Annotated in this window: 26 protein-coding genes; 13 read left to right on the plus strand and 13 right to left on the minus strand. The window is 64.1% G+C overall.

Features of this window, described 5'->3' with window-relative positions:
• Positions 1-46: 46 nt before the first annotated feature.
• The 4 genes from CR103_RS04470 to CR103_RS04485 form a co-directional block, all read right to left on the minus strand.
• Positions 47-265 (minus strand): hypothetical protein, encoded by a 219-nt coding sequence (locus CR103_RS04470; protein ID WP_099914806.1) that lies wholly within the window; start codon positions 263-265, stop codon positions 47-49.
• Positions 266-297: 32 nt separating this feature from the next.
• Entirely contained in the window at positions 298-1,014 is a 717-nt protein-coding gene (locus CR103_RS04475; protein ID WP_099914807.1) for a M23 family metallopeptidase, read from the minus strand.
• A 64-nt stretch (positions 1,015-1,078) separates the two neighbouring features.
• Complete coding sequence (locus CR103_RS04480; RefSeq protein WP_229442767.1) at positions 1,079-2,095, minus strand: L,D-transpeptidase family protein; 1,017 nt, start codon at positions 2,093-2,095, stop codon at positions 1,079-1,081.
• Between the two features lie 141 nt (positions 2,096-2,236).
• Positions 2,237-3,163 carry an alpha/beta hydrolase gene (locus CR103_RS04485; protein ID WP_099914808.1) on the minus strand — a complete coding sequence of 309 codons (927 nt, stop codon included), beginning with the start codon at positions 3,161-3,163 and terminating at the stop codon, positions 2,237-2,239.
• 146 nt (positions 3,164-3,309) lie between these two features.
• Here CR103_RS04485 and CR103_RS04490 point away from each other — a divergent pair, with 146 nt between their 5' ends.
• The 4 genes from CR103_RS04490 to CR103_RS04500 all read left to right on the plus strand — a co-directional run bounded on the left by CR103_RS04490 (position 3,310) and on the right by CR103_RS04500 (position 4,859).
• Positions 3,310-3,564 carry a hypothetical protein gene (locus CR103_RS04490; RefSeq protein WP_099914809.1) on the plus strand — a complete coding sequence of 85 codons (255 nt, stop codon included), beginning with the start codon at positions 3,310-3,312 and terminating at the stop codon, positions 3,562-3,564.
• Positions 3,565-3,651: 87 nt separating this feature from the next.
• A complete protein-coding gene (locus CR103_RS04495) occupies positions 3,652-3,876 on the plus strand; it encodes a hypothetical protein (RefSeq protein WP_099914810.1) in 225 nt (74 codons plus the stop codon).
• A gap of 380 nt (positions 3,877-4,256) precedes the next feature.
• Complete coding sequence (locus CR103_RS22450) at positions 4,257-4,394, plus strand: hypothetical protein (protein ID WP_180279271.1); 138 nt, start codon at positions 4,257-4,259, stop codon at positions 4,392-4,394.
• Between the two features lie 93 nt (positions 4,395-4,487).
• Positions 4,488-4,859 carry a hypothetical protein gene (locus CR103_RS04500; RefSeq protein WP_099914811.1) on the plus strand — a complete coding sequence of 124 codons (372 nt, stop codon included), beginning with the start codon at positions 4,488-4,490 and terminating at the stop codon, positions 4,857-4,859.
• Positions 4,860-4,919: 60 nt separating this feature from the next.
• On the opposite strand, the gene CR103_RS04505 is transcribed toward CR103_RS04500, so the two are convergent.
• From CR103_RS04505 to CR103_RS04515, 3 genes are all read right to left on the minus strand, one after another.
• Positions 4,920-5,123: a hypothetical protein gene (locus CR103_RS04505; protein WP_099914812.1), complete on the minus strand. Its 204-nt coding sequence runs from the start codon at positions 5,121-5,123 to the stop codon at positions 4,920-4,922.
• Between the two features lie 132 nt (positions 5,124-5,255).
• Complete coding sequence (locus CR103_RS04510; protein ID WP_099914813.1) at positions 5,256-8,099, minus strand: bifunctional diguanylate cyclase/phosphodiesterase; 2,844 nt, start codon at positions 8,097-8,099, stop codon at positions 5,256-5,258.
• A 144-nt stretch (positions 8,100-8,243) separates the two neighbouring features.
• A complete protein-coding gene (locus CR103_RS04515; protein WP_099914814.1) occupies positions 8,244-9,026 on the minus strand; it encodes a spermine/spermidine synthase domain-containing protein in 783 nt (260 codons plus the stop codon).
• 86 nt (positions 9,027-9,112) lie between these two features.
• Between CR103_RS04515 and CR103_RS04520 the strand changes: the two genes are divergently transcribed.
• The 4 genes from CR103_RS04520 (at position 9,113) to CR103_RS04535 (ending at position 12,764) form a co-directional block, all read left to right on the plus strand.
• Positions 9,113-9,388 carry a hypothetical protein gene (locus tag CR103_RS04520; RefSeq protein WP_099914815.1) on the plus strand — a complete coding sequence of 92 codons (276 nt, stop codon included), beginning with the start codon at positions 9,113-9,115 and terminating at the stop codon, positions 9,386-9,388.
• A gap of 6 nt (positions 9,389-9,394) precedes the next feature.
• A complete protein-coding gene (locus CR103_RS04525) occupies positions 9,395-10,561 on the plus strand; it encodes a GGDEF domain-containing protein (RefSeq protein ID WP_099914816.1) in 1,167 nt (388 codons plus the stop codon).
• A 133-nt stretch (positions 10,562-10,694) separates the two neighbouring features.
• Positions 10,695-12,152, plus strand: a complete 1,458-nt coding sequence (locus tag CR103_RS04530; RefSeq protein ID WP_099914817.1) for a Ppx/GppA phosphatase family protein — start codon at positions 10,695-10,697, stop codon at positions 12,150-12,152.
• A gap of 93 nt (positions 12,153-12,245) precedes the next feature.
• The gene (locus tag CR103_RS04535) at positions 12,246-12,764 is read left to right on the plus strand and encodes a hypothetical protein (RefSeq protein WP_180279272.1); all 519 of its coding nucleotides are present in this window, start codon (positions 12,246-12,248) and stop codon (positions 12,762-12,764) included.
• A gap of 30 nt (positions 12,765-12,794) precedes the next feature.
• Here CR103_RS04535 and CR103_RS04540 read toward each other — a convergent pair whose 3' ends face one another.
• From CR103_RS04540 to CR103_RS04565, 6 genes are all read right to left on the minus strand, one after another.
• The gene (locus tag CR103_RS04540; protein ID WP_099914818.1) at positions 12,795-13,082 is read right to left on the minus strand and encodes a hypothetical protein; all 288 of its coding nucleotides are present in this window, start codon (positions 13,080-13,082) and stop codon (positions 12,795-12,797) included.
• A 181-nt stretch (positions 13,083-13,263) separates the two neighbouring features.
• Positions 13,264-13,920, minus strand: a complete 657-nt coding sequence (locus CR103_RS04545; RefSeq protein ID WP_099914819.1) for an ABC transporter ATP-binding protein — start codon at positions 13,918-13,920, stop codon at positions 13,264-13,266.
• A 13-nt stretch (positions 13,921-13,933) separates the two neighbouring features.
• Positions 13,934-14,722 (minus strand): phosphonate ABC transporter, permease protein PhnE, encoded by a 789-nt coding sequence (gene phnE / locus CR103_RS04550; RefSeq protein WP_099914820.1) that lies wholly within the window; start codon positions 14,720-14,722, stop codon positions 13,934-13,936.
• Positions 14,723-14,727: 5 nt separating this feature from the next.
• Positions 14,728-15,582 carry a PhnE/PtxC family ABC transporter permease gene (locus tag CR103_RS04555; protein WP_099914821.1) on the minus strand — a complete coding sequence of 285 codons (855 nt, stop codon included), beginning with the start codon at positions 15,580-15,582 and terminating at the stop codon, positions 14,728-14,730.
• 12 nt (positions 15,583-15,594) lie between these two features.
• Entirely contained in the window at positions 15,595-16,413 is an 819-nt protein-coding gene (locus tag CR103_RS04560; protein ID WP_099914822.1) for a phosphonate ABC transporter ATP-binding protein, read from the minus strand.
• Between the two features lie 24 nt (positions 16,414-16,437).
• Complete coding sequence (locus CR103_RS04565; protein WP_099914823.1) at positions 16,438-17,325, minus strand: putative selenate ABC transporter substrate-binding protein; 888 nt, start codon at positions 17,323-17,325, stop codon at positions 16,438-16,440.
• A gap of 177 nt (positions 17,326-17,502) precedes the next feature.
• Between CR103_RS04565 and egtD the strand changes: the two genes are divergently transcribed.
• The 5 genes from egtD to CR103_RS04590 all read left to right on the plus strand — a co-directional run bounded on the left by egtD (position 17,503) and on the right by CR103_RS04590 (position 22,817).
• On the plus strand, positions 17,503-18,468 hold the full coding sequence (gene egtD, locus CR103_RS04570; RefSeq protein WP_229442769.1) for an L-histidine N(alpha)-methyltransferase: 966 nt from the start codon (positions 17,503-17,505) through the stop codon (positions 18,466-18,468).
• Between the two features lie 38 nt (positions 18,469-18,506).
• A complete protein-coding gene (gene egtB, locus CR103_RS04575; protein ID WP_180279273.1) occupies positions 18,507-19,724 on the plus strand; it encodes an ergothioneine biosynthesis protein EgtB in 1,218 nt (405 codons plus the stop codon).
• Positions 19,721-20,665: a YihY/virulence factor BrkB family protein gene (locus CR103_RS04580; protein WP_099914826.1), complete on the plus strand. Its 945-nt coding sequence runs from the start codon at positions 19,721-19,723 to the stop codon at positions 20,663-20,665. The genes egtB and CR103_RS04580 overlap by 4 nt, the downstream gene beginning before the upstream one ends.
• A gap of 437 nt (positions 20,666-21,102) precedes the next feature.
• Positions 21,103-21,777, plus strand: coding sequence for a haloacid dehalogenase type II (locus CR103_RS04585; RefSeq protein ID WP_099914827.1), 675 nt, complete (start codon positions 21,103-21,105; stop codon positions 21,775-21,777).
• A 452-nt stretch (positions 21,778-22,229) separates the two neighbouring features.
• Entirely contained in the window at positions 22,230-22,817 is a 588-nt protein-coding gene (locus tag CR103_RS04590; RefSeq protein ID WP_099914828.1) for a M23 family metallopeptidase, read from the plus strand.
• The last annotated feature ends 171 nt before the right edge of the window (positions 22,818-22,988 follow it).

Raw genomic sequence — 22,988 nt, forward strand, 5'->3', positions numbered from 1 at the left:
CGCCTTCGGGCGGCTTTTTATTGGGTACTTCCCGGTGACTTCATGTTCAACGTTTCGAGCCAGCCACCAGCACCGCGGCGCCGGCGACAATCGCGGCGATGCTCGCCCAAAGGGGAATGTCGACGGTCTTCTGTTCCGCCACCGACAGATTAAGCGGTCCCAGGCTGGCCTTGTGGGTTTCCTGGGTAAAACTGAAGCCGCCCAGCGCGATGCCGGCAATGCCGGCGGCGATCAGCACGATGCCGATGATTTTAGTTGAGTTCATGGTGTGCCTTATTGTCGGTTGTTGCTAAAAAATTACTCACCCATCATCGGATAAGGATTGATCGGGGTGCCCTTCCACCATTCCTTCTTCGGCGTCAGTTCGACCACTGCGAAATGCAGGTGCGGCCCGTCCTTGGCGGAGTTGCCGGTGACGCCGACGTAACCAACCAGGTCACCACGCTTGAGCACACTTCCTTCCTTGATCCCGTCCGCGTAACGGTCGAGGTGGGCATAGTAATACGCGTATTTTTCGGTGGGGTCGAACTGGTAGACGGTCAGGCCGCCAGGCTTGCTGTTGAACAGCTTGACTACCTTGCCGTCGCCGGCGGCAATCACCTTGGTGCCTTTTGGCGCCATGATATCGAGCGCTTCATGATGGCGTTCCTTGCCGCGTGGCTGGCCGAAATTGTCGGACAGCTGGGCCAGCCTGATGCCTTCGACGGGGATTAATAGCTTGCCGGCCGGCTTCGCCGAGGCGTTGGCCGTCACCTCAGGCAGCGCGGGAAGCTCCTGCTGGGTCGGGCGCAGGGGCAGGTCGGCTTCGGTCAGGTCGGTCGCCACCACCGGTGCGGCGGGCAGGGCGGCGGTGAGCGGGGCGGGGGCGGGGGGCGGCGCCATGATCGCCGGAGCCGCCTTGACCGCAACAGTCGCCGTGCTGGTCGGCGCATCCTGCGGAACCTGGCGCAGGTAGGCGAACAGGCCGCCGGCGCCGAGCAGCAAGCCGGCCAGGAAGGTCAGGATCCATTTCATAAAGTTCTCCTTGTTATGGGGTGTTACGGCTTGTCGTTCGTATGCATTGCGTCATTTCTGTGCTTCATTCCTGCAACAGCACATCGGTGCCGCCGGCTACCGACGACGCCAGCGCGGTGACGTCCCAGTTGGTCAGGCGGATGCAGCCGTGCGACTGGGTCTTGCCGATCGAACGTGGCACCGGGGTGCCGTGGATGCCGTAATGTGGCTTCGACAGGTCGATCCAGGCGACGCCGACGGGATTATTGGGGCCGGGCGGGATCTTGGCCTTTTTTTCGCCAGCGTCGGCGTCCCAGAACAGTTTCGGATTGTAGTAGAACACCGGGTTTTTCGAGATGCCCGTCACCTTCCAGTCGCCCACCGGCAAGGGATCGTGCTCGCTGCCGGTCGACGCCGGAAACTGCGCGATTGCGCGGCCGGCGGTATCGAACAGCGTCAGCGTGCGGGCCGACCTGTCGACCACGATCTTGCCGCCTTTCGGCAGCGGCTCGGTACCCTCGACGTTTGGCACCAGGATCTGTTCGCCGGCGCGGGTCAGATCCTTGCCGGGGTTGAGGCGCTTGAGCAGGGCCGGGCTGGCGTGAAATCTTTCTGCCAGGGCTTCTTCGGCGCTCACATAGCCCAGCGCCGGCAGTTTGGCTTTTGCCGCCATGTCTTCGGGGATCGTCTGGAACGGGCCTGCAACATCGGCAGCGGCAATGGTGTAGCTTATCAAGGCCTCGGCGGCGTCGGCGTTCAACGCGCTCCAGGTGGCGGCGTTCATGCTGCCGGCGCCGTCGCCGGCAATACTGTGCGCCTTCTGGTAACCATTGACCGCGGCGCGCAGGTTGCTGCCGGTGGCGCCGTCGATTTCGCCGGGGGAGAAACGGGCGCGGTCGAGCAGGATCTGGGCGCGCAGCACTTCGGCCACGCCGGGCTTGACGGCGAGATCGGACTTGCCGGCGCCATTGACGGTGTCGGCGTTCAGGATGGCGGCGGCGTTCGGGACGGCGGCGGCAGGCGCGGCCATCGCCGGCAGCGCGGCACCGGCGAAGCAGGCGGCAACGCAGGTGGCAACCATGGCCAGGAGTGGTGTTTTCAAGGGGAATCCCGTCTCGATCAAAGGTGAATACACGAAGATTAATTCCTCGCAGATATACCGTCTGTTCGGCAGCGTACTGAGAGCCTGTTCCAAGATCGCAGCCGAAAAAAAAGGATCGGGAACTAAGCGTGGGGGCCAGTGTCAGTCGGGTTTGTCCATCATGCCGAGGGCGCGGCGGATGGCCGGCAGTACCAGTTTGAACGAGGGCGAACTGGCAGCCACTTCGTCGTAGTGGCTGGCGCCGGGCAGGACGATGACGCTGGCGCTGTCGCCGGCGGCACGCGCGCGGGCGGCGTAGGCGTGGGCGGCGCGCGGCGGCGACATCGTATCGAGCTCGCCATTGATCAGCACTGTGTGACTGCCGTTGGGCATCAGTTCGGCCGCGTTGGTATCGGCAAACACATCCGGCCGGCCAGCGCTCGGCGCGCCGGCCAGCTCGACCGTATTGCGGCCGCAGCTGGCCGCGATCAGCGCGCGCTCGTGGCGCAAATCGGCCAGCCCTCCCAGGCTGATGATCTGGCGCACCGGCAGCGGATGGGCCGTAAACAGCGGGCTGGACGCCGGAATGCGCTCGCGTCCGGCGATCCACTGCACCAATTGGCCGCCAGCCGAATGGCCGATCGCGACGATGCGGCCAAGGTCGAGCTGCTGGCGCTGCGCCTGCTCGCCCAGCAGGTCGAGCGCGGCATTCATGTCCTGGTAGGTGCCAGGATAGCCGCCGCCTTCCTCGTCGACCCGGCGGTATTCGACGTTCCATTCGGCGATGCCAAGCGCCGCCAGCGCGCCGGCCAGGTTGCGCATCTGTTCGATGCCGCCGTATTTGATGGTCCAACAGCCGCCGTGCACCAGTACCGCAACCGGGAACGGCCCGTCGCCGGCCGGACGAAACAGCTCGGCGTACTGGGACGGTGCGTTGCCGTAGGCAATTTTCGCGGTTGGCGCCGGCCCGGTCAACGCCAGGTAGTCGGCCAGTTTCAACGGCGCCGCCGAGGCCAGGCTTGATCGCATCAGCGCGGGCAGCAAGCCGAACTTCAGTCGTTCAATCAGGGCACGCGGGCGGAGAATCATCGGGTCGGCTCTTGTGGGGAATCAGCGCTCGACTATACCGAGGTTTACCTGGCCCCGGCAAGCAGGGAGTGCGCTCCGCACGATTGAACCGTTGGCGAAATGCTTGCAGTTCTTCGTGCTAGTCTGCAAAAAAACCGGAGAAAACCATGCAAGAAGTAATGCAAGCGGCAACGGAACAATACCGTGGCTTTCGCATTGTCGTCACGCCGATGCTGGACTGCGACGACTTGTGGGATTTCGAATATCGCATGAGGCGGATCGACGGCAGCGGCGAGGAGCGCATCCGGGCCAAGTCCGCCGGCGGTTACGCCACGCCTGAAACGGCCTGTTTTGCCGGTATTGAAGTGGCGCGCATTGAAGCCGACAACCTGCTGGCGCTCGAGACCGCAAGACAAGGATGAGGCCGCTATTTGATTTCAAACAAGAACGTAGTTGCAGGTATTGCTACGATTCTTTTTTAGCCATTGATTTTGGCAGAAAGGCAGCACATGCAGCACATGCAGCACATGCGCGTCACCGCTCCAGGCAACAACAACGCCTGGCTGTGCGGCGTGAACGAGGACACGCTCTGGCGCTTTCACTCGACGCCCGACCCTGACGCCGAACCGCCAGCGCCGAACCCGAATCCCGACGACGTGCCGCCGCCGACGCATGCGCCAGTGCAGGAGCCGCCGAGCACGAACGAACCGCCGATCAAGGCGCGGCGAAACTGATGCGTTAGCGGGTTAGCGGGTTAGCGTGTTTACGGCTAGCGCGGCTTCGCCGGGCCGGCCGGCGGCAGCGGTGGAAACTGGCGGATCAATTCTTCGGTTTCTTTCTCGGCCGGGGTTCTTTCACCACTGCCGATGTCGTCTTCATCTTGCATCGGCGGTGCGGTACTTGGCTGTCCAGTGTGGCTGTGGTGCAGTGGTCCGATGCTATCAGCCTGGCCTCGCCGCTGGCGCGCAATAAGATTTTGCCGCGATGATATTTTGGTAGCACGTATTGCTTTGCCGATACAAAACTTGCGTGATGTGTTCTCCGTCACACGGAGCAGGTCGATTTCCTTCTTATAATCAATGTGTAGAGTCCTCAATAGTTCCTGGAGAGCGTCATGGGCAATTCCTTGCACAACAAAATTTATCTTGGCCGCAGTTCCGTCCTCGCTTCGCGCCGCTTGCGTATCGCCCTTGGCATGGGCGCGCTGGCCGGTGTCGGACTGGCGCTGATGGTGCTTCGCACCCTCAAGTAAGCTGGCCCGGGCAAGGCGGCGGCGAATGCAGGTTGCCGTCACGGGCCTGCGCGGTTACCATGGGCGCCAAAATGGCAAACATGGAAAGCGGTAATGAAGAACGAAAAACTGACAACGGACGAATATGACGCGCTTGACCACATCAAGCGCGGCGCCACCCACGACCGGGTCAACGCCTGTGTCGGGCGCAACGCCAAACGCCTGTCCGGGCTGAAAATGATCCAGTACGCCAAGGATGGCCGGGTCGCCTTGACGGACAAGGGGCACCAGGTGCTGTTCGTGCGCCGCTGCATCAGCGGCTTGCGCGCACTGGCGGCGGACCCGGCGGCGGCGATCGATATCGATGTCTCCACCTTCCTCGGCAAGAAATCCCACATCGCCCCGCGTGCGGAGGGCGGTTTCGACGTGACCGACAAGGGGCGCGAATCGCTGGCCGATATCGATGCCCAAGACAAGCTGAAATAAGTTGAAATAATCAACCACAAAAACCGGACTGATGTCCGGTTTTTTATTTTCCATCTAAAATCAGTGGCGGCGGCGGTGCGGGTACACCAGCGTGCGGATCGCCACTTCGGCCGGCACGTTCATGGCCGACAGGAACTCGGCGGCGCGCTGCAGGCCGACGGTGGGAATCGAGGCAATCGCCTGGTTGACGACGTTACGGGTACGAAAATCGGTGCGCGAGTGCTTGATCTCGTGCCGGTTGAGCGGTGCGCGGTGGTTGGTCATTGGTTTCTCTTGGCGTTTTGGATGAGTGGACTACGCATGCCCCGCCTCTGTGGACGACTTTGCGTTATGTCAATATCATAAACCAGATTTACCGTTTGATGTTGTTTTAATCGCAACAAACTATGTGCCGGTTCAAGCCAGCGCGCCTTCATCCAGCGTCGCCAGCAGCGGCAGCCGGCATTGCTTGCGCAGCAATTGCTCGAACTCGGCAGCCGGCAGCGGACGGCTGAAGAAATAGCCTTGCATCTGGTCGCAGCCGCGGCGGCGCAGGTAGTCGAGTTGCTCTGCCGTTTCGACGCCTTCGGCAATCACCGACAGCTTCAGGTTGTGCGCCAGCGCGATGATCGAGGCGACGATCGCCGCGTCGTTCGAGTCGCGCGCGATGGCGGCGACGAACGAGCGGTCGATCTTGAGCACGTCGATCGGGAAGCGCGACAGGTACGACAGGCTCGAGTAACCGGTGCCGAAGTCGTCGATCGACAGCTTCACGCCGAGCGCCTTCATGGCGTGCAGCAGCTCGACCGCCAGGCTGACATCGCTCATGAACAGGCTCTCGGTTAGTTCAATTTCGAGGCAGCCCGGCGCCAGGCCGGTCTCGGCCAGCACCGCGCGGATGTCGGCGACCAGGTTAGTAGCGCCGAACTGGCGTGCCGACAGGTTGACGGCAACACGCAGCCGGGCCAGGCCGGCGTCGTGCCAGGCGCGGTTCTGCCGACACGCCTCGCGCATCACCCAGGCGCCGATCTGCACGATCAGCCCGGTTTCCTCGGCCACTCCAATGAAGCGGTCCGGCGCCACCATCCCCATTTCCGGGTGCTGCCAGCGGATCAGCGCCTCCATGCCGACGATCTCGCCGCTGGCCAGGTCGACCTGCGGCTGATAGTGCAGCACGAACTCGTCGCGTTCGAGGGCGCAGCGCAATGCGCTTTCGATGCGCACCCGCTCCATCGCCTCTTCGTTCATGGCCGGGGTGTAGAACTGGAAGTTGTCGCGGCCCAGCTTCTTGGCGCGGTACATGGCGATGTCGGCGTGCTCGATCAGGCTGTCGGCCGGCGCGCCGTCAAGCGGGTAGACCGCCACGCCGATGCTGCAGGTGACGAAGAATTCCTTGCTGCCCAATATGACCGGCTGCGCCACCGAATCCATCAGCCGCTGCACCACGTCGACCGACAGCTTCTGGTCTTCGTGCTCGGTGAGGATGACGACGAACTCGTCGCCCGACAGGCGCGCCACGGTATCGGTGTCGCGCAGCGCCGAGCGCAGCCGCGCCGCCACGGTTACCAGCAACACGTCGCCGGCCTTGTGGCCCATGCTGTCGTTGACGAACTTGAAGCGGTCGAGGTCGATCAGCATCACCCACACCGGGTGGTTGCAGCGGGTCGAGTAGGCGATTGCCTGGCTGAGCCGGTCCTGCAGCAGGCTGCGGTTGGGCAGGCCGGTCAGCACGTCGTGCTGGGCGACGTGATGAATGCGCCGCTCGGACAGCTTGCGTGCAGAAATATCGGTGGTGGTGCCGCGGTAGCCGGCAAACTGCGCGTGTTCGTTAAAGAACGGCTCCCCCGTTGCCGAATACCAGCGCGTGTCGCCGTTTATGTCGACTGTCTGATACTCGAAATTGCCGAAGCGCTGGTGGGCGCCAACCAGCGCGATATGGGCCTGGCCCGTTTCGGTTTCGGCCAGCGAGGGTAATACTTCCCAGCGCGTCTTGCCGATATAGCGCTGCGAGTCCTCTTGCGTATCATCGCCGAAACCGCCGCTGATGGTGACGAAGCGGAACTGCGCATCCTGCTCCCAATACCAGTCCGACGACATTGACACCAACTGGCGAAAGCGCTGCTCGCTGCGCTGCAGCGCCTTTTCGGTACGGCGCCGCTCGAGGACGTCTTCGCTCAGCCGCTGGTTCGAACGTTGCAGCTCGGCGGTGCGTTCGAGCACCAGCCGCTCGACCCGGCGCGCGCGCTGTACCATCGCCTGTACCAGCGCGCTCATCAGGAAGGTCAGCAGTATGCCGCCGGCCAGTACCAGCAGCGAAGCTGCGTGCTCGCCGATGTAAGGACGCGCCGCCGCCGCCACTTCGACACGCCACGACTGGCCGCCGACGTCAATGGTTTTTACCAGCGGAGGTAGTTGCGACTGCAGCTGGCCGGCTGCTGCGGCGCCGCTGCGAAACACCTGTTGCGCCTTGCCGTCGGCGCCGCCGGCATATACGGCCAGCTCGATGCCCGGGTCGGCCAGCATGCTGTTACTGGAAAGTATTTCATGCACCAGGTCGCCGGCGCGGATCATCGCCGCGGTGTCGCCGACCAGCGCGGTCCTGCGTTCGGCGGCGCTGCCAAGCGCTGCGCGCTGCCGGTACACCGGCAGCATCACCAACACGCCGGCCTGCGGACGCGCGTCCTGTATCAGGCTGATCACTGGGGTGGCGCTCGGCCGTCCGCTGTCGACCGCGCGCGCCAGGGTCGCCGTCACCTGGGCGTTGCGGGCGACGTCGAGGCCGAAGACGGCTTCGTTGCCGGCCATCGGTTCGACGAACTCGACGACGTTATAGTGCGGCCGGCGCGGCGCTGGCCGGGTTGTGCCCTCGGCCACTTCAGTGATCACGCTGGCCGCGACTACCCGGCCGAGTTGTGCTTCAAAGGCGAGCCGTTCGGCGTCGCCGAGCTGGCGGTGGAAACTAAACGCCTTGATGAACGGGTAGCGCAGCAGCAGCGGGGCGGTGAAGTCGTGGAACTGCTGGCGGGTGACCGGTTCGACCGAGGCAAACAGGTGGTTCGTCACCCTTAGCACTTCGACCGCATCGTCAAGGCCCTGGCGGATGGCGGCGATGCGGATGCCGGCGCGCTGCTCGAACGCCATGCGCATCTTCTCGTCTTCCAGATGGCTGACCGCGGCGTACAAGGCGGCGGTCGCGACCACGCCGGCTGCAAGCGTCGCGACACTGGCGGCTTCAAGTGGAAAGGGCAGGCGCAATCGCATGTTCCGGTGTCAGTCCTGTGGTTGGTCGTGGGGCGCAAGCGGGCCCGGTCGAAGTGACGGTAGTGTGTCACAAGAACGCTGAAGGCTGCAAACAAATTGTATCTTAATAGCAACATGTTCTGGCACGCCACTTGCCGCGCAAGGCTAGCGGATCCGCCGTTCGAGGTAAGCGACCAGGGCGAGCACCAGCAGCCGGTTCAGGATGCCGAAGCCGAGCCAGCGGCGGCGGGATATCAGGCGGCGAACCAAACAGGCGCGGCCCCGCGCCGCCGCCACTGGGTCCAGGCAATCCTTGACGGCGAACAGGATGCGGTTGTTGCCGGCCACTTTGTCGAGCCAGCAGACCTGGCCGCCGAACGTCAGCCGCAGCCGCCCCAACATCGCCGGGTAGAGCGGGTCATAGCTGAAGACGTTCGCCGCCAGCACGCCGCCATGGCGCAGCGCGCGGCGGCAATCGGCATAAAACTTCGAGCTGCCGAGCGCCGGCGGCAGCCCGGCCGCGTCGAAGCCATCGACCAGCAGCACGTCGACGCTGTCCGGTACGCCGGCCAGCCAGGCAGTGGCGTCCACGTGCAGCACCGTAAAGCGCCCGTCGTCGGGCGGCACGCAAAACTGCCCGCGCAGCGCGATGACGTCGGCGCGCAGCTCGAGCACGGTAATGCGGGCGCGCGGAAAGTGGCGGTAGCAGAATTTGGCGAGCGAGCCGCCGCCCAGGCCCACCATCAGGATGTGGCGCGGGCGCGGCACGAACAGGGCGAAGCACATCATCGCGCGCGCATACGCCAGCACCAGCGCACTTGGGCGCGACAGGCGCATCTCGCTTTGCACCTCGCCGGCAACGAATTCGAGCGTGCGCATGTCGCCGCGGGTGGTCACCAGCGGCGGCGTTGCCAGAAGCGATGGATCGGTATCGGTGCCGGGGGTCATCGCGACAGTATATATGCGCGGGGCGCCGGCATCTTGTAGCAGCGTGTGTGTTTCTGATAAGCTAAACCACCGCCCACGGAGAAACCATGTTTCTAGACCATCCCACAATTACCGCGACCAACAGCTCAACCGAACCGGACCGCCTCGAGCGGCTCAGCCGCGTCTACGGCTACGTGGTGGCGCTGGCCGACCGCCAGGCCGGTGGGCGTTTCATCGAGAAGGTCGCCCAGCTGCACGACCACAAGGGCACGCTGATCGTGTTCTGGGGCGACACCCCGAGCGAGGCCGAAAAAGCGTACTTTGCCGATGCGTGGGCCAGCAAGATCGGCGACGGCACCAGCAACGTCGAACACGAAGTCTGAGGCGCAATGGATATCACCACCATGCTGCTGGCGCTGGCGCTTGGCAATCTTAGCCTGTGCGCGGCGCTGTTTTTCTTTGAATACGAACGCAAGAGATCGCTGGTGCTCTCGAGCTGGACAATCGCCAAGCAATGCCAGGGCGCCGCCTGGCTGCTGCTGTACTTGCGCAGCGCCGGCGTGGTGCCGGACCCGGTGGCGATCCTGCTCGGCTACGCGCTGCTGTTTACCGGCGTCGCGTTCGAAGCGGGCGCGCTGTGGGAAGCGTTTGATCGCGCGCAATGGCGTCGCGCGACGCTGTGGCTGCTGGTGCCGTCGATCGGACTGTTCGTCGCCTGCTACGTGATCGACGAAACCGCTTTGCGCCCGCTCGCCGGCTCGCTGATCCTCGGCGGCTTCTACCTGTCCGGCGCTTGCGCGCTGGCGCTCGGCTGGAAGGATGCCAGCATGCTGCGCCGTTTCCTGGCGATCGCCACAAGCCTGCTGGCGCTGCTGGTGGCCGCGCGCGGCATGCTGGCGCTGACCATGCCCGCCGGTTGGAACTGGATCAGCAACAGCAACCTTCAGCTGTGGACGTCAAGCGCGTTCTACCTGTTGATGCTGCTGAACGGTTTTGGTTGCCTGCTGCTCGCGCGCGAGCAAGGGCAGCGCGAGCTAGAACGGCTGGCCGTGGTCGATGCGCTCACCGACATGCCGAACCGGCGCAGCTTCTTCGCGGCCCTGGCGCCGTGGCTGGCGTTGGCGCGCCGGCCCGGCGTGCCGACCGCGCTGGTGCTGTTCGACCTTGACCAGTTCAAGCGCATCAACGACAGCTACGGCCACCCGGCCGGCGACACCGTGCTGCGCGCGGTGGTCGACGTTTGCAAGAAGCACTTGCGCGACAGCGACCAGCTGGGCCGCATGGTCGGCGTCGAATTCGCCATCTTGCTGCCGCGCACTGGCCTGCCCGAGGCGGCCTTGGTGGCCGAACGGATGCGCGCCGCGATCGCGGCGACCCCGGTCAAGGGCGAACGCGCGATGATCGGCATGACCGCCAGCTTCGGCGTCACCACCATCCGCGCCGACGACAGCGTCGTCAGCCTGTTCAAGCGCGCTGACGAAGCGCTGCAGGCGGCCAAGGCGCTGGGCCGCAACCGCGTGATCGAGGCGGCCATGGCAACGGCGCACGAAGCGTAAACGTGTGTGCCGCGCGAGGCGCCAGTGGCGGGCGAGCCGCCGGCGTGTCATCGGCGTGTCATGCCGCCGCGCTATTGTGGTACGATTTTGCGCGCCGGAGGCCGTCATGACAACGATTGAGAAAGAAGCTGGTATGTACGCTGCCGTCGATTTGGGATCCAACAGTTTTCGCCTCCACATCGGCAAGCACGATGGCGAGGCGATCCGCGTCGTCAAGAGCATGCGCGAACCGATACGGCTCGGCGCCGGCATCGATGCGCGCGGCAGCCTGACCGAGGCGGCGATGCAACAGGCGCTGGCCTGTCTGCAGACCTTTCGCGCCGTCTTGTCGGGCTACCGCCTCGAGGCGGTGCGGGTGGTCGGCACCGCCGCGCTGCGCCTAGCGCGCAACGCCGCCATCTTCATGCCGCTGGCCGAGGAGGCGCTTGGCTATCCGATCGAGATCATCTCCGGCGAAGAAGAGGGCCGCCTGATCTACATGGGCGTGGCCAATGCGCTGGCGACCCCTGGCGAACGGCGGCTGGTGCTCGACATCGGTGGCGGCTCGACCGAACTGGTACTCGGGCGCGGTCTCGATATTGAACGGGTCGAGTCGTTCAGCGTCGGCACCGTCAAGCAAAGCCTGTTGTTTTTTGTGGACGGTCGCATCGATCGCACCTCGTTCGAAGCGGCGATCCTGTCGGCGCGCAGCCATTTCGAGGACGCCGCGCCGCCATACCACCCACAATACTGGCGCACCGCCTACGGCTCGTCCGGCACCATCCGCGCGCTCGCCGAAGTAATTTCCCGCAACAAGCTTGGCGACGGCTTGCTGTCGCCGCAATCGCTGGACGCGCTCAAGCACTGTTTCATCGACTTCGGCCAGGTCGCCAACATCGACATGCCGGGCCTACGCGCGGACCGCGCCGGCACCATCATCGGCGGACTGGCGATCCTGATCGCGCTGGTTGCCGAACTGGGCATCGACGTGCTGGTGCCGGTCGACGCCGGCTTGCGCATGGGCGTGATGTGGGACCTGTACGCGCGCTCGATGCAGTGCGACCGGCGCGACGAATCGGTGCGCCTGCTGGCCGAGAAATTCCGCGCCGAGACAACGCGCGGCGAGCGCGTGGCGCACGAGTCGGCGGCGCTGTATTCGCAACTCAAACCATCGGCCGACACCTACGTCAAGCTGCTGAACTGGAGCGCGCAGCTGCACGAAGTGGGCATGGTGGTGTCGCAGACCGGCTATCACAAGCATGCCGCCTACATGGTCGAAAACGCCGACCTGCCCGGTTTTACCGCGCGCGAGCAGAAAGCGATGGCGCGGCTGATCGTGGCGCAGAAGGGCAACCTGCGCAAGATCGGCGAGGCGCTGACCGATCCCGATTTCGCCAAGGCGGTGCTGGCCCTGCGGCTGGCGATCCTGCTGATGCATGCCCGCATCGAGGCCGATTTCAGCGAACTCAAACTGCGCATGAAGAGCAGGATCGAGCTCGACATCAAGCGCGACTGGGTCGCTCACCATCCGACCGTATCCTACTGGATCGAGAAGGAACAGGAATGGTGGGAAGAGGTGGGCGTCGATTTTTGCGTGCGCACCAGCGCGTAGCTGGCGAGCGGATGTGCTTGTTTCGGGCGGAGGTCGGAAAAATAGACTATATTGTTTAGACCATTTTAAATTTATTCACCGGAGAAGCCAACAATGCGTAAACCTGCAGCCGTAAAAACAACCAGCGCCGCACCGGCACAACTGCCCGCCACCGCGGCTGCACAACCTGCAGCGAAAGCGGCCGCCAAGCCAGCCGTCAAGCCTGAAAGTACGCCAGCAGCCGGCAAAGCGGCGACGGCAAAGCCGGCGCCAGCGGCGGCGCGCGCGAAACCGGCAGTCAAGGCCGCTCCGGCAAAGGCGGCGGCGCCAAAATCGGCGCGCCAGGCCGCCGCGAAGCGGCCGGCATCGCCGGCGACACCGGCAACCGGCGAGCCGGTACGCGAAAAAGGGCGCAAGGCCAGACTGGTGCGCGACAGTTTCACCATGCCTGAGCACGAATACGAGCTGCTCGGCCAGGTAAAAAAGGCCTGCCTGAAGGCCGGTTTCGAGATCAAGAAAAGCGAACTGCTGCGAATCGGCGTCGCGCTGATCGGCCAGCTCGACCTGGCCACCTTGCAAAATGTTCTAGCCAGCCTGCCGCAGCTCAAGACCGGGCGTCCGAAGAAAATCTGAGTCCGCGCCGCCGCCTGGGCGGCGTATTTGCTAGTGCATCGAGTCGATCGCCAGTTCCTTCAGGTCGCGGATACTCATGTCCGATTTCTCGTGCATGCGCAACAAAATGGTCGCACCCACCGCCAGCTTGCGGTGCCGGATCTTGCTGACGATCGGCGGCTGCACTTCCAGCACCCTGCACAACTCCGCATCATTTTTGAGATTGAGCTTTGCGATCAAGGTGTCGAGCAACTTGTTGGGTACAAAGCTCGATGGCTCGAGCGCCCGCGCCCGGTTCATCGCTTCAATCATTTCTTGTTTCTTTTGCCGTACGTTCATCTGGTCCTCCGCCTTGGTCCGGTGCTGCTCAATAATTTCCCGCTTGTTCCTCAACGTTTCCTGAAAAACAATCCAATCGTTACATTTGGAGGTATTTCATGCAGATTGAGTTGGTCGCGATAATACTACGGGGAAGGAATTTTTGCGGGAATGAACGTAACATCGTTAAAAAAACAAGGTTTCAGAGGCCGTTTGGCGACAGAATCAGGCCCGCGCGTGACAATATGAGTATTTTGTCGGCTTTCGCCGCGGCCGCGTGCGAGTGGGTGACCATGATGGCGCTGGCGCCGCTGGCCTTGATTTCGGCGCGCAGCAGTTCGAGCACGCTGTGGGCCGTGTCCGGGTCGAGGTTGCCGGTAGGCTCGTCGGCCAGCACCAGCGCCGGCCGGTGCACCAGCGCGCGGGCGATCGCCACCCGCTGCATCTCGCCGCCCGACAACTGGCGCGGGAAATCGTCGCCGCGCCCATCAAGGCCGACCGCCGCCAGCATCTCGCCGGCGCGCGCCAGGCTGGCATTGTTGAGCAGCAGCGGCAAGGCGACGTTTTGCCGCAAGGTCAGGTGCGGCAGCACGTGAAAGGCCTGGAAAATAAAACCCATGCGCGATCGCCGCAGGCGGGTGGCGGCGTCGTCGTCGAGGGCGGACATCGGCTGGCCATCGACCAGCACGTCGCCGCTGTCGGGTGCGTCGAGCCCGGCGATCAGGTTCAGCAGGGTCGATTTGCCGACCCCCGATTCGCCCATGATGGCGACGAATTCGCCGGCCGCGAAGCGGTGCGACAAGCTTGCCAGCACGGTGCGTCCGCCATAGGATTTTGAAACTTCACGCAGTTCGAGCATGGCAGGTATCCGATCAGCGCCGGGTTAGCGCGTGGCGCATGGCAAAGCTGAGCGCATCGACCATCGCCACCAGTATCAGCATGCAGATCACCACCGTCGCCGCATCCTGCATCTGGAACAACGACAGGTGGTACTTGAGCATCTGGCCAAGCCCGCCGGCGCCGACCACGCCCAGCACGGTCGCGGCGCGGATGTTGTTCTCCCAGCGGTACAGCGTGTACGACAGCATCTGCGGCAGCGTTTGCGGCAAGGTCGCGTAAAAGAACGACGCCATTGCTGCCGCGCCGTTGGTACGCAGCGTCTGTTCCGGCAGCGGCTCGGCGTTTTCCAGCGCGTCGGCAAACAGCCGTCCGAGCACGCCGCTGGTATGCAGGGCCAGCGCCAGCGTGCCGGCGAACGGGCCCAGGCCAGCCGCCACCAGCAGTAGCGAAGCCCACACCAGTTCCGGGATCGAGCGCAGCACATTGAGGATCGCGCGCGCCGTCGCGCGCGCAAGAATGCCAAAACGGCCGGCCGCCGGCAGTGCCAGGGCCAGGCCGCCGAGCACCGCCAGCAGGGTGCCGAGCGCGGACATCGACAGCGTTTCGGCCGTCGCTTCCAGGCACTTGCGCAAGAACGGCGGCGACAGCTCGGGCGGGGCGAAGCCGGCCAGAAATTCGGTTGTCGTGTCCAGCGCCTGCGGCGTGAAAAACTCCGACAGTTTCAAAGGCAGCGAGGCGAAGCTGGCCACCACCAGCGCGCCCAGGGCCGCGAGCAGCAGATAGCCGGATGCCGAGCGCGGCGGCGCGGCCGGCATCTGCATCGGCGTCACCCCAGCCTCCTGCGCAGCATCTTCGAGATGGCGTCGGCCAAGGCGACCAGCAGCACGAACACAATCAGCATGGTCGCCGTTTCGCCGCCGTCCATGTTGCGGGTCGATTCATCCATGCGCTGGCCGAGGCCGCCGGCGCCGACGAAACCCATCACCGCCGAACCGCGGATTGCGCATTCCCAGCGATACACCGTGTACGACACCAGCTCGGCGGCCGATTCCGGCAGCGCGCCATACAACAGCGCCGGCAGGCGCGCGCTGCCGTTGGCCAGCAGGATGCCGGTTGCATGGGCATCGGACGATTCGATAATCTCGGCGTAGACCTTGCCGAGCATGCCGCTATAGGTCAGGGCGATTGCCAGCACGCCGGCGGTGGGGCCCAGGCCCACCACGCGCACGAACAGCAGCGCCCATACCAGTTCGGGCACGCTGCGCAGCAGCACCAGCAGCCAGCGCACGCATTGGCGCACCAGCCTGGAGGCAAAGCGCATGCGGCCGGTGCCGAGGCGCGAAATCGACAGCCGCTCGGTGACGATCAGCGTGGCGGGAATCGCGCCCAATAGCGCCAAGGTCAGGCCGGCGGTGGCGATCGCCACCGTCTCCCAGGTGCCGCGCAGCACAAGCTGAAGAAATTCAATGGAATGCGCGGGGCGCAGGAAGCCGGCCAGGTAGGCGCCGGCCGCGCCCAGGCTCTGCGTGTCGAACAGGATCCACGGCTTGAATTCGCTGTACACCAGCGCCGGCCACAGGATGGCCAGGCCGATGATGGCCGCGCTGACGCGGCTGCGCCAGGCCGGGTCGGGCGGGGGGCGGGACGATCCCGGGGACGGGTTCAAAAAAGTGGTGGGCATCAGGCTTGGCGCTTAAAAGCAGGCGCCGACGGCCAGACGCTCCGGCGTTTCGTGCAGCGCCAAAGGGGCGGCATGCAACGCCTCGTTGCGGTACAGCGCATCGATCATCGCGTCCGTCACCTGCTCGCGCGGGCAGTCGAACACGATGCGGCCGTCGCGCAGGCCGACGATGCGGGCAAAATTGGCGCGCGCGATATCGACCTGGTGCAGGCTGCAAACCAGGGTGGCGTTGCGGCTGGCCGCTTCCTGCTGCAAGGTCGACAACGTTATTTGCGACAGCGCCGGATCGAGCGCCGACAGCGGCTCGTCGACCAGGAACGCCTCGGCCGACGACAGCAGCAGGCGCGCCAGGCCGCAGCGCTGGCGCTCGCCGCCAGAGAGCCGGTCGACCCGCGCGTACAGCTTGTCGCCAAGGCCAAAGCGCAGCAAGGCGTCGTAGGCCGCCTGCGGATCGACCGGCTTGATGAGCGAAACCAAGGCGCGCCACAGCGTCCACTGCGGCAGGCGCGCCGCCAGCACCGCCGTCACCACGCGCTGGCGCGGCGGCAGCGGCGGCGTTTGCGGCGCCAGGCACTGGCGCGCGCGCAGCGTGTGGCGCTGCTGTTCCGGCAGCGACCAGGGATCCTGGTCGAAAATCTGAAAATTGCCGCTAGACGGCTTCTGCGCGCACGCCAGCGTCGCCAGCAGCGTGGTCTTGCCGGCACCCGACGGCCCGATGATGGCGACCTGCTCGCCATGCTCGACGACCAGGTCGATGTCGTGCAGGGCAGGCGCGCCGCCACTAGCGCCGAGGTGGCGCACCGTCAGTTTATCGAGGCGGTAAGTCGTCATAACGGCCGGTCGACTGCATGAGAATTATTTCAGCAAGCCGGCGCTGTGGGCGGCTTTTTCGATATCGCCGTAGTTCTCGGCGCGGGTCGGGATGAATTTGCTGGCGCGCTGCAGATCGAGGATTTCCTTGCCTTCAGGCGTCGATTTGTCGAGCGCCAGGAAAGCGTCGGTGATTTTCTTTTTCAGCGCCGGCGCCATGTCGGAACGAACGCTCCAGTTGTAATCGAAGTAGCCGGGAGTGGTGTAAAACACGCGCACCACAGCCGGGTCGACCTTCTTTTCGTTGACCAGCTTTTCCCACACCGAGATGTTAAGCGCGCCGGCGTCGACCTTGCCGCCGGCGACCGACGCCACCGTCGCGTCATGCGCGCCGGAAAACGCGATGCGTTTCAGGTCGGTATCCGGATTGACCTTGGCGGCCAGCAGGTAGGAGCGCGGCATCAGGTGGCCCGAGGTCGACGACTCGGAACCGAACGACAGCGTCTTGCCCTTCAGGTCTTCGAGCTTGCTGATGTCCTTGTTGGTGGTAATGAACACCGAGCGGAATTTTTCGTCCTCGAGACGCTGCACCAGCGGCGTGACCATGCCCTTGCTGCGCACATTGGCCTGAACGAAGGTAAAGCCGCCGAGCCAGACCATGTCGATCTTCTTGTTGACCAAGCCTTCGACCGACGCCGCGTAGTCGGTGACGGGGGTAAATTCGACTTTCAGGCCGGTCGCCTTCGCCAGGTAATCGCCGAGCGGCTTGAACTTGCGCTGCAGTTCGGTGGGCGCCTCGTCCGGAATTGCCGAAACGCGCAGCACGCCAGGCGTGTTCTGCGCGCAGACGGCGCTTGACGCGAACATCAGGCCGGCGCAAACGGTGGCGCCGAGCATCGATTTCAGGGTGCTCAGTGATGAAAAGTGGCTCATAAACCCTTTCGGTGAAGAAATTGAATGGATCCGGCAGCCGGCGCGGGACGTTTCGATGTTCCCGCGAGTGCTGAAAATCAGGAGATTCAGCTATCATAACAAATACACAGCTAATTAAAATCTGTCAGGGCGCTGTTGCGCGCTGTGGTGCGCCCATAGATGCGAATGATAAACCCTATGCCGACTTCCTGCCCGAACGATACAAACCCGGTCCACGCCAGCGCCGCCGTACTGGCCGAACTCGACGCCGGCCTGCGCGCCGGCACCGCCTGCATTTCGCCAAAATTTCTCTACGACGCGCTCGGCTCGCGCCTGTTCGAAGCCATCTGCGAACTGCCCGAGTACTATCCGACGCGCACCGAGGCGTCGATTTTTGCCCGCCACGGCCCCGAAATGGCGCGCGCAATCGGCCCCGGCGCCACCCTGATCGACCTCGGCGCCGGCAACTGCGCCAAGGCCGCCGGCCTGTTTCCGCTGTTGCATCCGGCCCAGTACGTGGCAATCGATATTTCGTTTGACTTCCTGCGCGAATCGATCGAGCGCTTGCAGCAGCGCTTCCCGCACATCGAAATGACCGGCCTCGGCCTGGATTTTTCGACGGAACTGCAACTTCCCGCCGTGGTGCGCCAGGAGCACCGGCTGTTCTTCTATCCCGGCTCGTCGATCGGCAATTTCACGCCCGACCAGGCCAGCGCGTTTTTGCGCCGCATCCGCGCCCAGTGCGACGGCGGCGGCGGCCTCTTGATCGGCATTGACCTTGTGAAGGACAGCGCCATCCTCGACGCCGCCTACGATGACGCAATCGGTGTCACCGCCGCTTTCAACCTGAACCTGCTGCGTCACGTCAATCATCTGGCCGGCGCCGACTTCGACGTGCGCCAATGGCGCCACAGCGGCGTTTACAACGCGCTTGAAGGCCGTATCGAAATGCACCTCGAAGCGCGTGAGGCGCTTGTTGTGCGCTGGCGCGGCGGCACCCGCAGCTTTGCCCGCGGCGAGCGCATCCACACCGAAAACAGCTACAAGTACCAGCCGGCGGCGGCAGTCGGGCTGCTGGAGCAGTCGGGCTTCCAGGCCACCAGGGTATGGACCGATGCCGCCGGCTGGTTCGCCGTGATCCATGCGCGCGCGATCGCGCAATGACGCTGTGCCCTGGTATGCCGCACGGGACCACGCCCGACATGAAGCCCGCTAGCGAATTGACCTGGCGCAGCCGTTACGACGGCGTGCGCGGCCGCTCGCTGGCGCTGGCCGATCCGCTGTCGGACGAAGACTGCGGCGCCCAGTCGATGGCCGACGCCAGCCCTGTCAAATGGCACCTGGCGCACACCACCTGGTTCTTCGAAACCTTCATCCTCGAACGCATGGAAGCGCGCTTCCAACCTTTTCAGCCGGCTTTCCGGATCCTGTTCAACTCCTACTACAACGGCATCGGCGAACGCTATCCGCGCGCCAAGCGCGGCCTGTTGACGCGCCCGTCGATGGACGACGTGCGCGCCTACCGCGCCAACGTCGACGCGCGCATCGGCCGCCTGCTGGCCGACCAGGCCGGCAACCGTCAACTGGCATCGCTGATCGAACTCGGCCTGCAGCACGAGCAGCAGCACCAGGAACTGATCCTCACCGACGTCTTGCACCTGCTGGCGCAAAACGCGCTGTTTCCAGCTTACAGCGACGATACGCCGTTGCCGGCACACAGTGTGGCGGCGCAGGCCTGGGTCGCCTTTGCCGGCGGCCTGGCCGAGATCGGCCACGATGGCGAGGGTTTTTGCTTCGATAACGAACTGCCGCGCCACCGCCACTACCTGGCGCCGTTCGCGCTGGCCGAACGCCTGGTGACGAACGGTGAATACCTCAGCTTTATCGAAGCGGGCGGCTACCGCGATCCGGCGCTGTGGCTGTCCGAAGGGTGGGACCAGGTCAATCTGCTCGGCCTGACGCAGCCCTTGTACTGGCAGCGCGACGACACCGGCAACTGGTGCGAATTCACGCTGCATGGGGTGCAAGGGCTCGATCGCGCGCGGGCGGTCACCGGCGTATCTTTGTTCGAAGCCGACGCTTTCGCCCGCTGGAGCGGCGCGCGGCTGCCGACGGAAGCCGAATGGGAGGTCGCGGCATGTAGCGACGCGTGCGGCGAAGAAGGCAGCCAGGAGCGCCGGCTGCGCCAGATGTTCGGCCACTGCTGGCAGTGGACCAGCAGCAGTTACGCGCCGTATCCGGGATACGCGAGCGCGCCGGGCGCGCTGGGCGAATACAATAGCAAGTTCATGCTCAACCAATATGTACTGCGCGGCTCATCGATTGCCACCCCGCCTGGCCACGCGCGTGCCAGCTACCGCAATTTTTTCCCCGCCGGCGCCCGCTGGCAATTTACCGGCATCCGACTGGCCAGGCAATGACCGTGCTCCTGCCGCAGATCGAGATTCTCAACCGCCGCGCCAACGCCTATATCCTCGCCCATCCGCTCGGTTTCGCCCTGCAGGTACTCAAGGGCTTCCGCGCCAACCAGGGCTTGCTGCTGGCCGGCGCGGTGGCGTACTACGCTCTGCTGTCGATCGTGCCGTTCCTGATGCTGGTGGTGGTGGCGCTGTCGCATTTCATCGACCAGGCCGAACTGCTGCTGACGCTGCGGCGCTATCTCGAATACCTGGTGCCGGGACAGTCGGCCTCGATCACCGCCGAGGTGGCGCACTTCCTCGACAACCGCGACCTGATCACCTGGGTGCTGGGCGCGACCATGCTGTTTTTCAGCTCGCTCGCCTTTACCGTGCTCGAAAACGCGATGAGCGTGATCTTCATCCACCGCGTGGCGATCCGGCGCCGTCATTTCCTGGTGTCGGCGGTCCTGCCTTATTGCTACATCGTCGCGCTCGGCGCCGGCGTGCTGCTGGTGACCCTGGTGGCCGGCTCGCTGCAGGTAATGGGGCAGGAAAGCGTGCGCCTGTTCGGCGCCAACTGGTCGCTTGGCGGCGTTTCCGGCGCGCTGCTGTACCTGCTCGGGCTGGGCGGCGAAATCCTGGTGCTGACCTCGATCTACATGGTGATGCCGGTCGGCCGCCTGTCGCTGTCGCACGCGCTGATCGGCGGCGTCACCGCGGCGCTGCTGTGGGAAATCGCGCGCCATGTGCTGGTGTGGTATTTTTCCACGCTGTCGCAGGTGAACGTGGTGTACGGCTCGATGACGACGGCCATCGTCGTCATGTTCAGCCTCGAGATCGCCGCCACCTTGCTGCTGATGGGCGCCCAGGTCATCTCGGAATACGAAAGGGTGGGCCAGCAGGGAGATGAAAAGCGGCGACATGCGGAACCGAAGCCCTTGATGACGCGCCCGCCAAAATGACGCGCCCGCCAAATTAAGCGACGACGTAATTTGCTGCGCTGCACAAAACCATGCTACACTTCGCTTCGTGATGCAGGTTGTCTTGCAAATTGCTTCACCACCCAGGCGCTGCGCCTCGATAACGGCAAGTGTGATGCCTTTCTCGTAGATGGCCGCAACAGGCTGGGTTTGTACTTCCGAATACGTTGGTCGATTTACACATCGGCGCACCACGCAGATAGCATGGGCGCCCGAGATCTGATTAAAGCATTGGTAATACATTGGAACAGAGCTCGCTTCGGCGGGCTTTTTTTTATGGGCAAATGGTTCGCGTGCAAGGGGAATGGCTCGCTCAAGTTCCCGAAAGAACGATCCGTGCGCACGGAGAAACCCGCGCGATGGTAAAGTCACCATAAACCCACCATAAACCCACCATAAACTCACCTTCCGGCGCATCCATGAAAAACTTCCGCGGCATCGTTTTCGATTTGTATGGCACCTTGTACAACGTGCAATCCGTTGCCGGGATCTGCGACCAGGCCTACCCGGGCAAGGGCGCGGCAATGGCGCAGCTGTGGCGCCAAAAGCAGCTGGAGTACACCTGGCTGCGCAGTTTGATGGAGCGCTACGTCAACTTCGAAACCGTCACCGACGACGCGCTGCGCTTTACCTGCGCCGCCCTCGAGCTGCCGCTGGAAGAGGACATGGCGCGCGTGCTGGCCGACCAGTACCTGCGGCTCGAACCGCACCCCGACACCACCGATGCGCTGCACCGGCTCAAGGATGCCGGCATCCCGTTGGCGATCATCTCGAACGGTTCGCACAAGTCGATCGCTCACGTGGTCAACCATTCGGGCATGGGCTGGGCCTTCGACGAGTTGATCAGCGCCGAGGACGTGCAGGTATTCAAGCCGCATCCGAAGATGTATGAGCTGGCCGAGCGGCGCATGGGCCACGCGCGCGAACACATTTTGTACGTCTCGGCCAACGGTTGGGACGCCAGCGCAGCCAGCCTGGCCGGCTATCCGGTGTGCTGGATCAACCGCAACCTGGGACCGTTCGACGTGCTGGGAGCGACGCCGATGGTGGCGACCGAGGATCTTGGGGCGATGGCGGATTGGGTACTGGAGTAGGGTGCTCGGATTACCTTATTTGCAATGTCATGAATGCCCTCAGACTTGGCGAGCGTCAGTTGTCGGTTGCGCAGCGGTTGGTTCTACCCGCCGGCGATCTGCATTGTCCTTGGCGACGTAAGCACGCTCTACTTTTAGAACTGGAGTCATGCGCGCTTGCGCGAAGCGGCAGTGCTGTTTGACTTGGCAGTTGTAGTGCCGCTGCTTTGCCTTTGATGCTACCGCGCGCGGAGCGGCGGCGACCGTACGAGGTCGGAATCCTTTTCAGCTTTTACAAGGCGATTTTCACATCTTCACATACAGTTCAAACCGCTGGAGAGTATTCGGTCGTGCTCACCGGGCATCGCGTGCCAGCTCTTCGGTCGGCGCTCCGCCAAGCGCTTGAGTCAAGTCTGGGAATGCGCCAATCCGCCCCCATCTGTTTGATATCCGCTGGCCACAACAGAACCGACATGCGATTTTTTCTACGCGCCCTCGTGGTTGCCGTCCTCCTCATCCTCGGCTACGGCTTGCTGGGGCCGACCATCGAACGGGCGCTGTACATGATGCGCCTGACGGCGATGCCCAAGCCCGGGATGCTGCCGATGCCGGTCGAGGGCGTGCGCGTGAGCGCGCTGCGCGACACCTGGGATGGCGCGCGCAGTGAAGGCCGCAAGCACGAAGGCATCGACATCTTCGCCAAGCGCGGCACTCCCGTCCGATCAAGTACCGAAGGCATCGTCATGCAGGTCGGCACCAACCGGCTCGGTGGCCTGGTGGTGTGGGTGACGGGTCCAGGCGGCCAGCGTCATTACTACGCCCACCTCGAGCGCTATGCGGACGTGGAAGCCGGCACGCGCATCGAGGCTGGCCGGCTGCTGGGCTACGTCGGCAACACTGGCAATGCGCGGGGCACGCCGCCGCACCTGCACTACGGCGTGTACGACGTTGGCGGCGCGATCAATCCGTATCCGCTGCTGCGCGCCAAGCCGGCTGCCGTCACGGCAGGGAAGGCGGCGGTGGAAGCGTCTGCTGAAGCGGCTGATCGCCCGGCGAAGTAGGCTCGCCGCGCAGCTGCCCGCCATGACGCATGAGGGTCTGGTCTGACATTCGGGCACGAGTTCGACGCTATCTTGGAATGTTTACCGGGTGCATGAATCGCCTGGCAGTGATTGAAAACATAGGCGGAACTCACATCGCCTCGTTCGGCGCTTTGTGACTTGCGGGCGGCT

The sequence above is a fragment of the Massilia psychrophila genome (assembly GCF_002760665.1).
In the GTDB taxonomy this organism is placed as follows: Bacteria; Pseudomonadota; Gammaproteobacteria; order Burkholderiales; family Burkholderiaceae_D; genus JAFCUW01.

Bases quoted from the DNA above. Each gene is read 5' to 3' on its own strand.
- CR103_RS04470 (WP_099914806.1), bottom strand. From the start codon at position 265: ATGAACTCAACTAAAATCATCGGCATCGTGCTGATCGCCGCCGGCATT.
- CR103_RS04475 (WP_099914807.1), bottom strand. From the start codon at position 1,014: ATGAAATGGATCCTGACCTTCCTGGCCGGCTTGCTGCTCGGCGCCGGC.
- CR103_RS04485 (WP_099914808.1), bottom strand. From the start codon at position 3,163: ATGATTCTCCGCCCGCGTGCCCTGATTGAACGACTGAAGTTCGGCTTG.
- CR103_RS04490 (WP_099914809.1), top strand. From the start codon at position 3,310: ATGCAAGAAGTAATGCAAGCGGCAACGGAACAATACCGTGGCTTTCGC.
- CR103_RS04495 (WP_099914810.1), top strand. From the start codon at position 3,652: ATGCAGCACATGCAGCACATGCGCGTCACCGCTCCAGGCAACAACAAC.
- CR103_RS22450 (WP_180279271.1), top strand. From the start codon at position 4,257: ATGGGCAATTCCTTGCACAACAAAATTTATCTTGGCCGCAGTTCCGTC.
- CR103_RS04500 (WP_099914811.1), top strand. From the start codon at position 4,488: ATGAAGAACGAAAAACTGACAACGGACGAATATGACGCGCTTGACCAC.
- CR103_RS04505 (WP_099914812.1), bottom strand. From the start codon at position 5,123: ATGACCAACCACCGCGCACCGCTCAACCGGCACGAGATCAAGCACTCG.
- CR103_RS04510 (WP_099914813.1), bottom strand. From the start codon at position 8,099: ATGCGATTGCGCCTGCCCTTTCCACTTGAAGCCGCCAGTGTCGCGACG.
- CR103_RS04515 (WP_099914814.1), bottom strand. From the start codon at position 9,026: ATGACCCCCGGCACCGATACCGATCCATCGCTTCTGGCAACGCCGCCG.
- CR103_RS04520 (WP_099914815.1), top strand. From the start codon at position 9,113: ATGTTTCTAGACCATCCCACAATTACCGCGACCAACAGCTCAACCGAA.
- CR103_RS04525 (WP_099914816.1), top strand. From the start codon at position 9,395: ATGGATATCACCACCATGCTGCTGGCGCTGGCGCTTGGCAATCTTAGC.
- CR103_RS04530 (WP_099914817.1), top strand. From the start codon at position 10,695: ATGTACGCTGCCGTCGATTTGGGATCCAACAGTTTTCGCCTCCACATC.
- CR103_RS04535 (WP_180279272.1), top strand. From the start codon at position 12,246: ATGCGTAAACCTGCAGCCGTAAAAACAACCAGCGCCGCACCGGCACAA.
- CR103_RS04540 (WP_099914818.1), bottom strand. From the start codon at position 13,082: ATGAACGTACGGCAAAAGAAACAAGAAATGATTGAAGCGATGAACCGG.
- CR103_RS04545 (WP_099914819.1), bottom strand. From the start codon at position 13,920: ATGCTCGAACTGCGTGAAGTTTCAAAATCCTATGGCGGACGCACCGTG.
- phnE (WP_099914820.1), bottom strand. From the start codon at position 14,722: ATGCAGATGCCGGCCGCGCCGCCGCGCTCGGCATCCGGCTATCTGCTG.
- CR103_RS04555 (WP_099914821.1), bottom strand. From the start codon at position 15,582: ATGCCCACCACTTTTTTGAACCCGTCCCCGGGATCGTCCCGCCCCCCG.
- CR103_RS04560 (WP_099914822.1), bottom strand. From the start codon at position 16,413: ATGACGACTTACCGCCTCGATAAACTGACGGTGCGCCACCTCGGCGCT.
- CR103_RS04565 (WP_099914823.1), bottom strand. From the start codon at position 17,325: ATGAGCCACTTTTCATCACTGAGCACCCTGAAATCGATGCTCGGCGCC.
- egtD (WP_229442769.1), top strand. From the start codon at position 17,503: ATGCCGACTTCCTGCCCGAACGATACAAACCCGGTCCACGCCAGCGCC.
- egtB (WP_180279273.1), top strand. From the start codon at position 18,507: ATGAAGCCCGCTAGCGAATTGACCTGGCGCAGCCGTTACGACGGCGTG.
- CR103_RS04580 (WP_099914826.1), top strand. From the start codon at position 19,721: ATGACCGTGCTCCTGCCGCAGATCGAGATTCTCAACCGCCGCGCCAAC.
- CR103_RS04585 (WP_099914827.1), top strand. From the start codon at position 21,103: ATGAAAAACTTCCGCGGCATCGTTTTCGATTTGTATGGCACCTTGTAC.
- CR103_RS04590 (WP_099914828.1), top strand. From the start codon at position 22,230: ATGCGATTTTTTCTACGCGCCCTCGTGGTTGCCGTCCTCCTCATCCTC.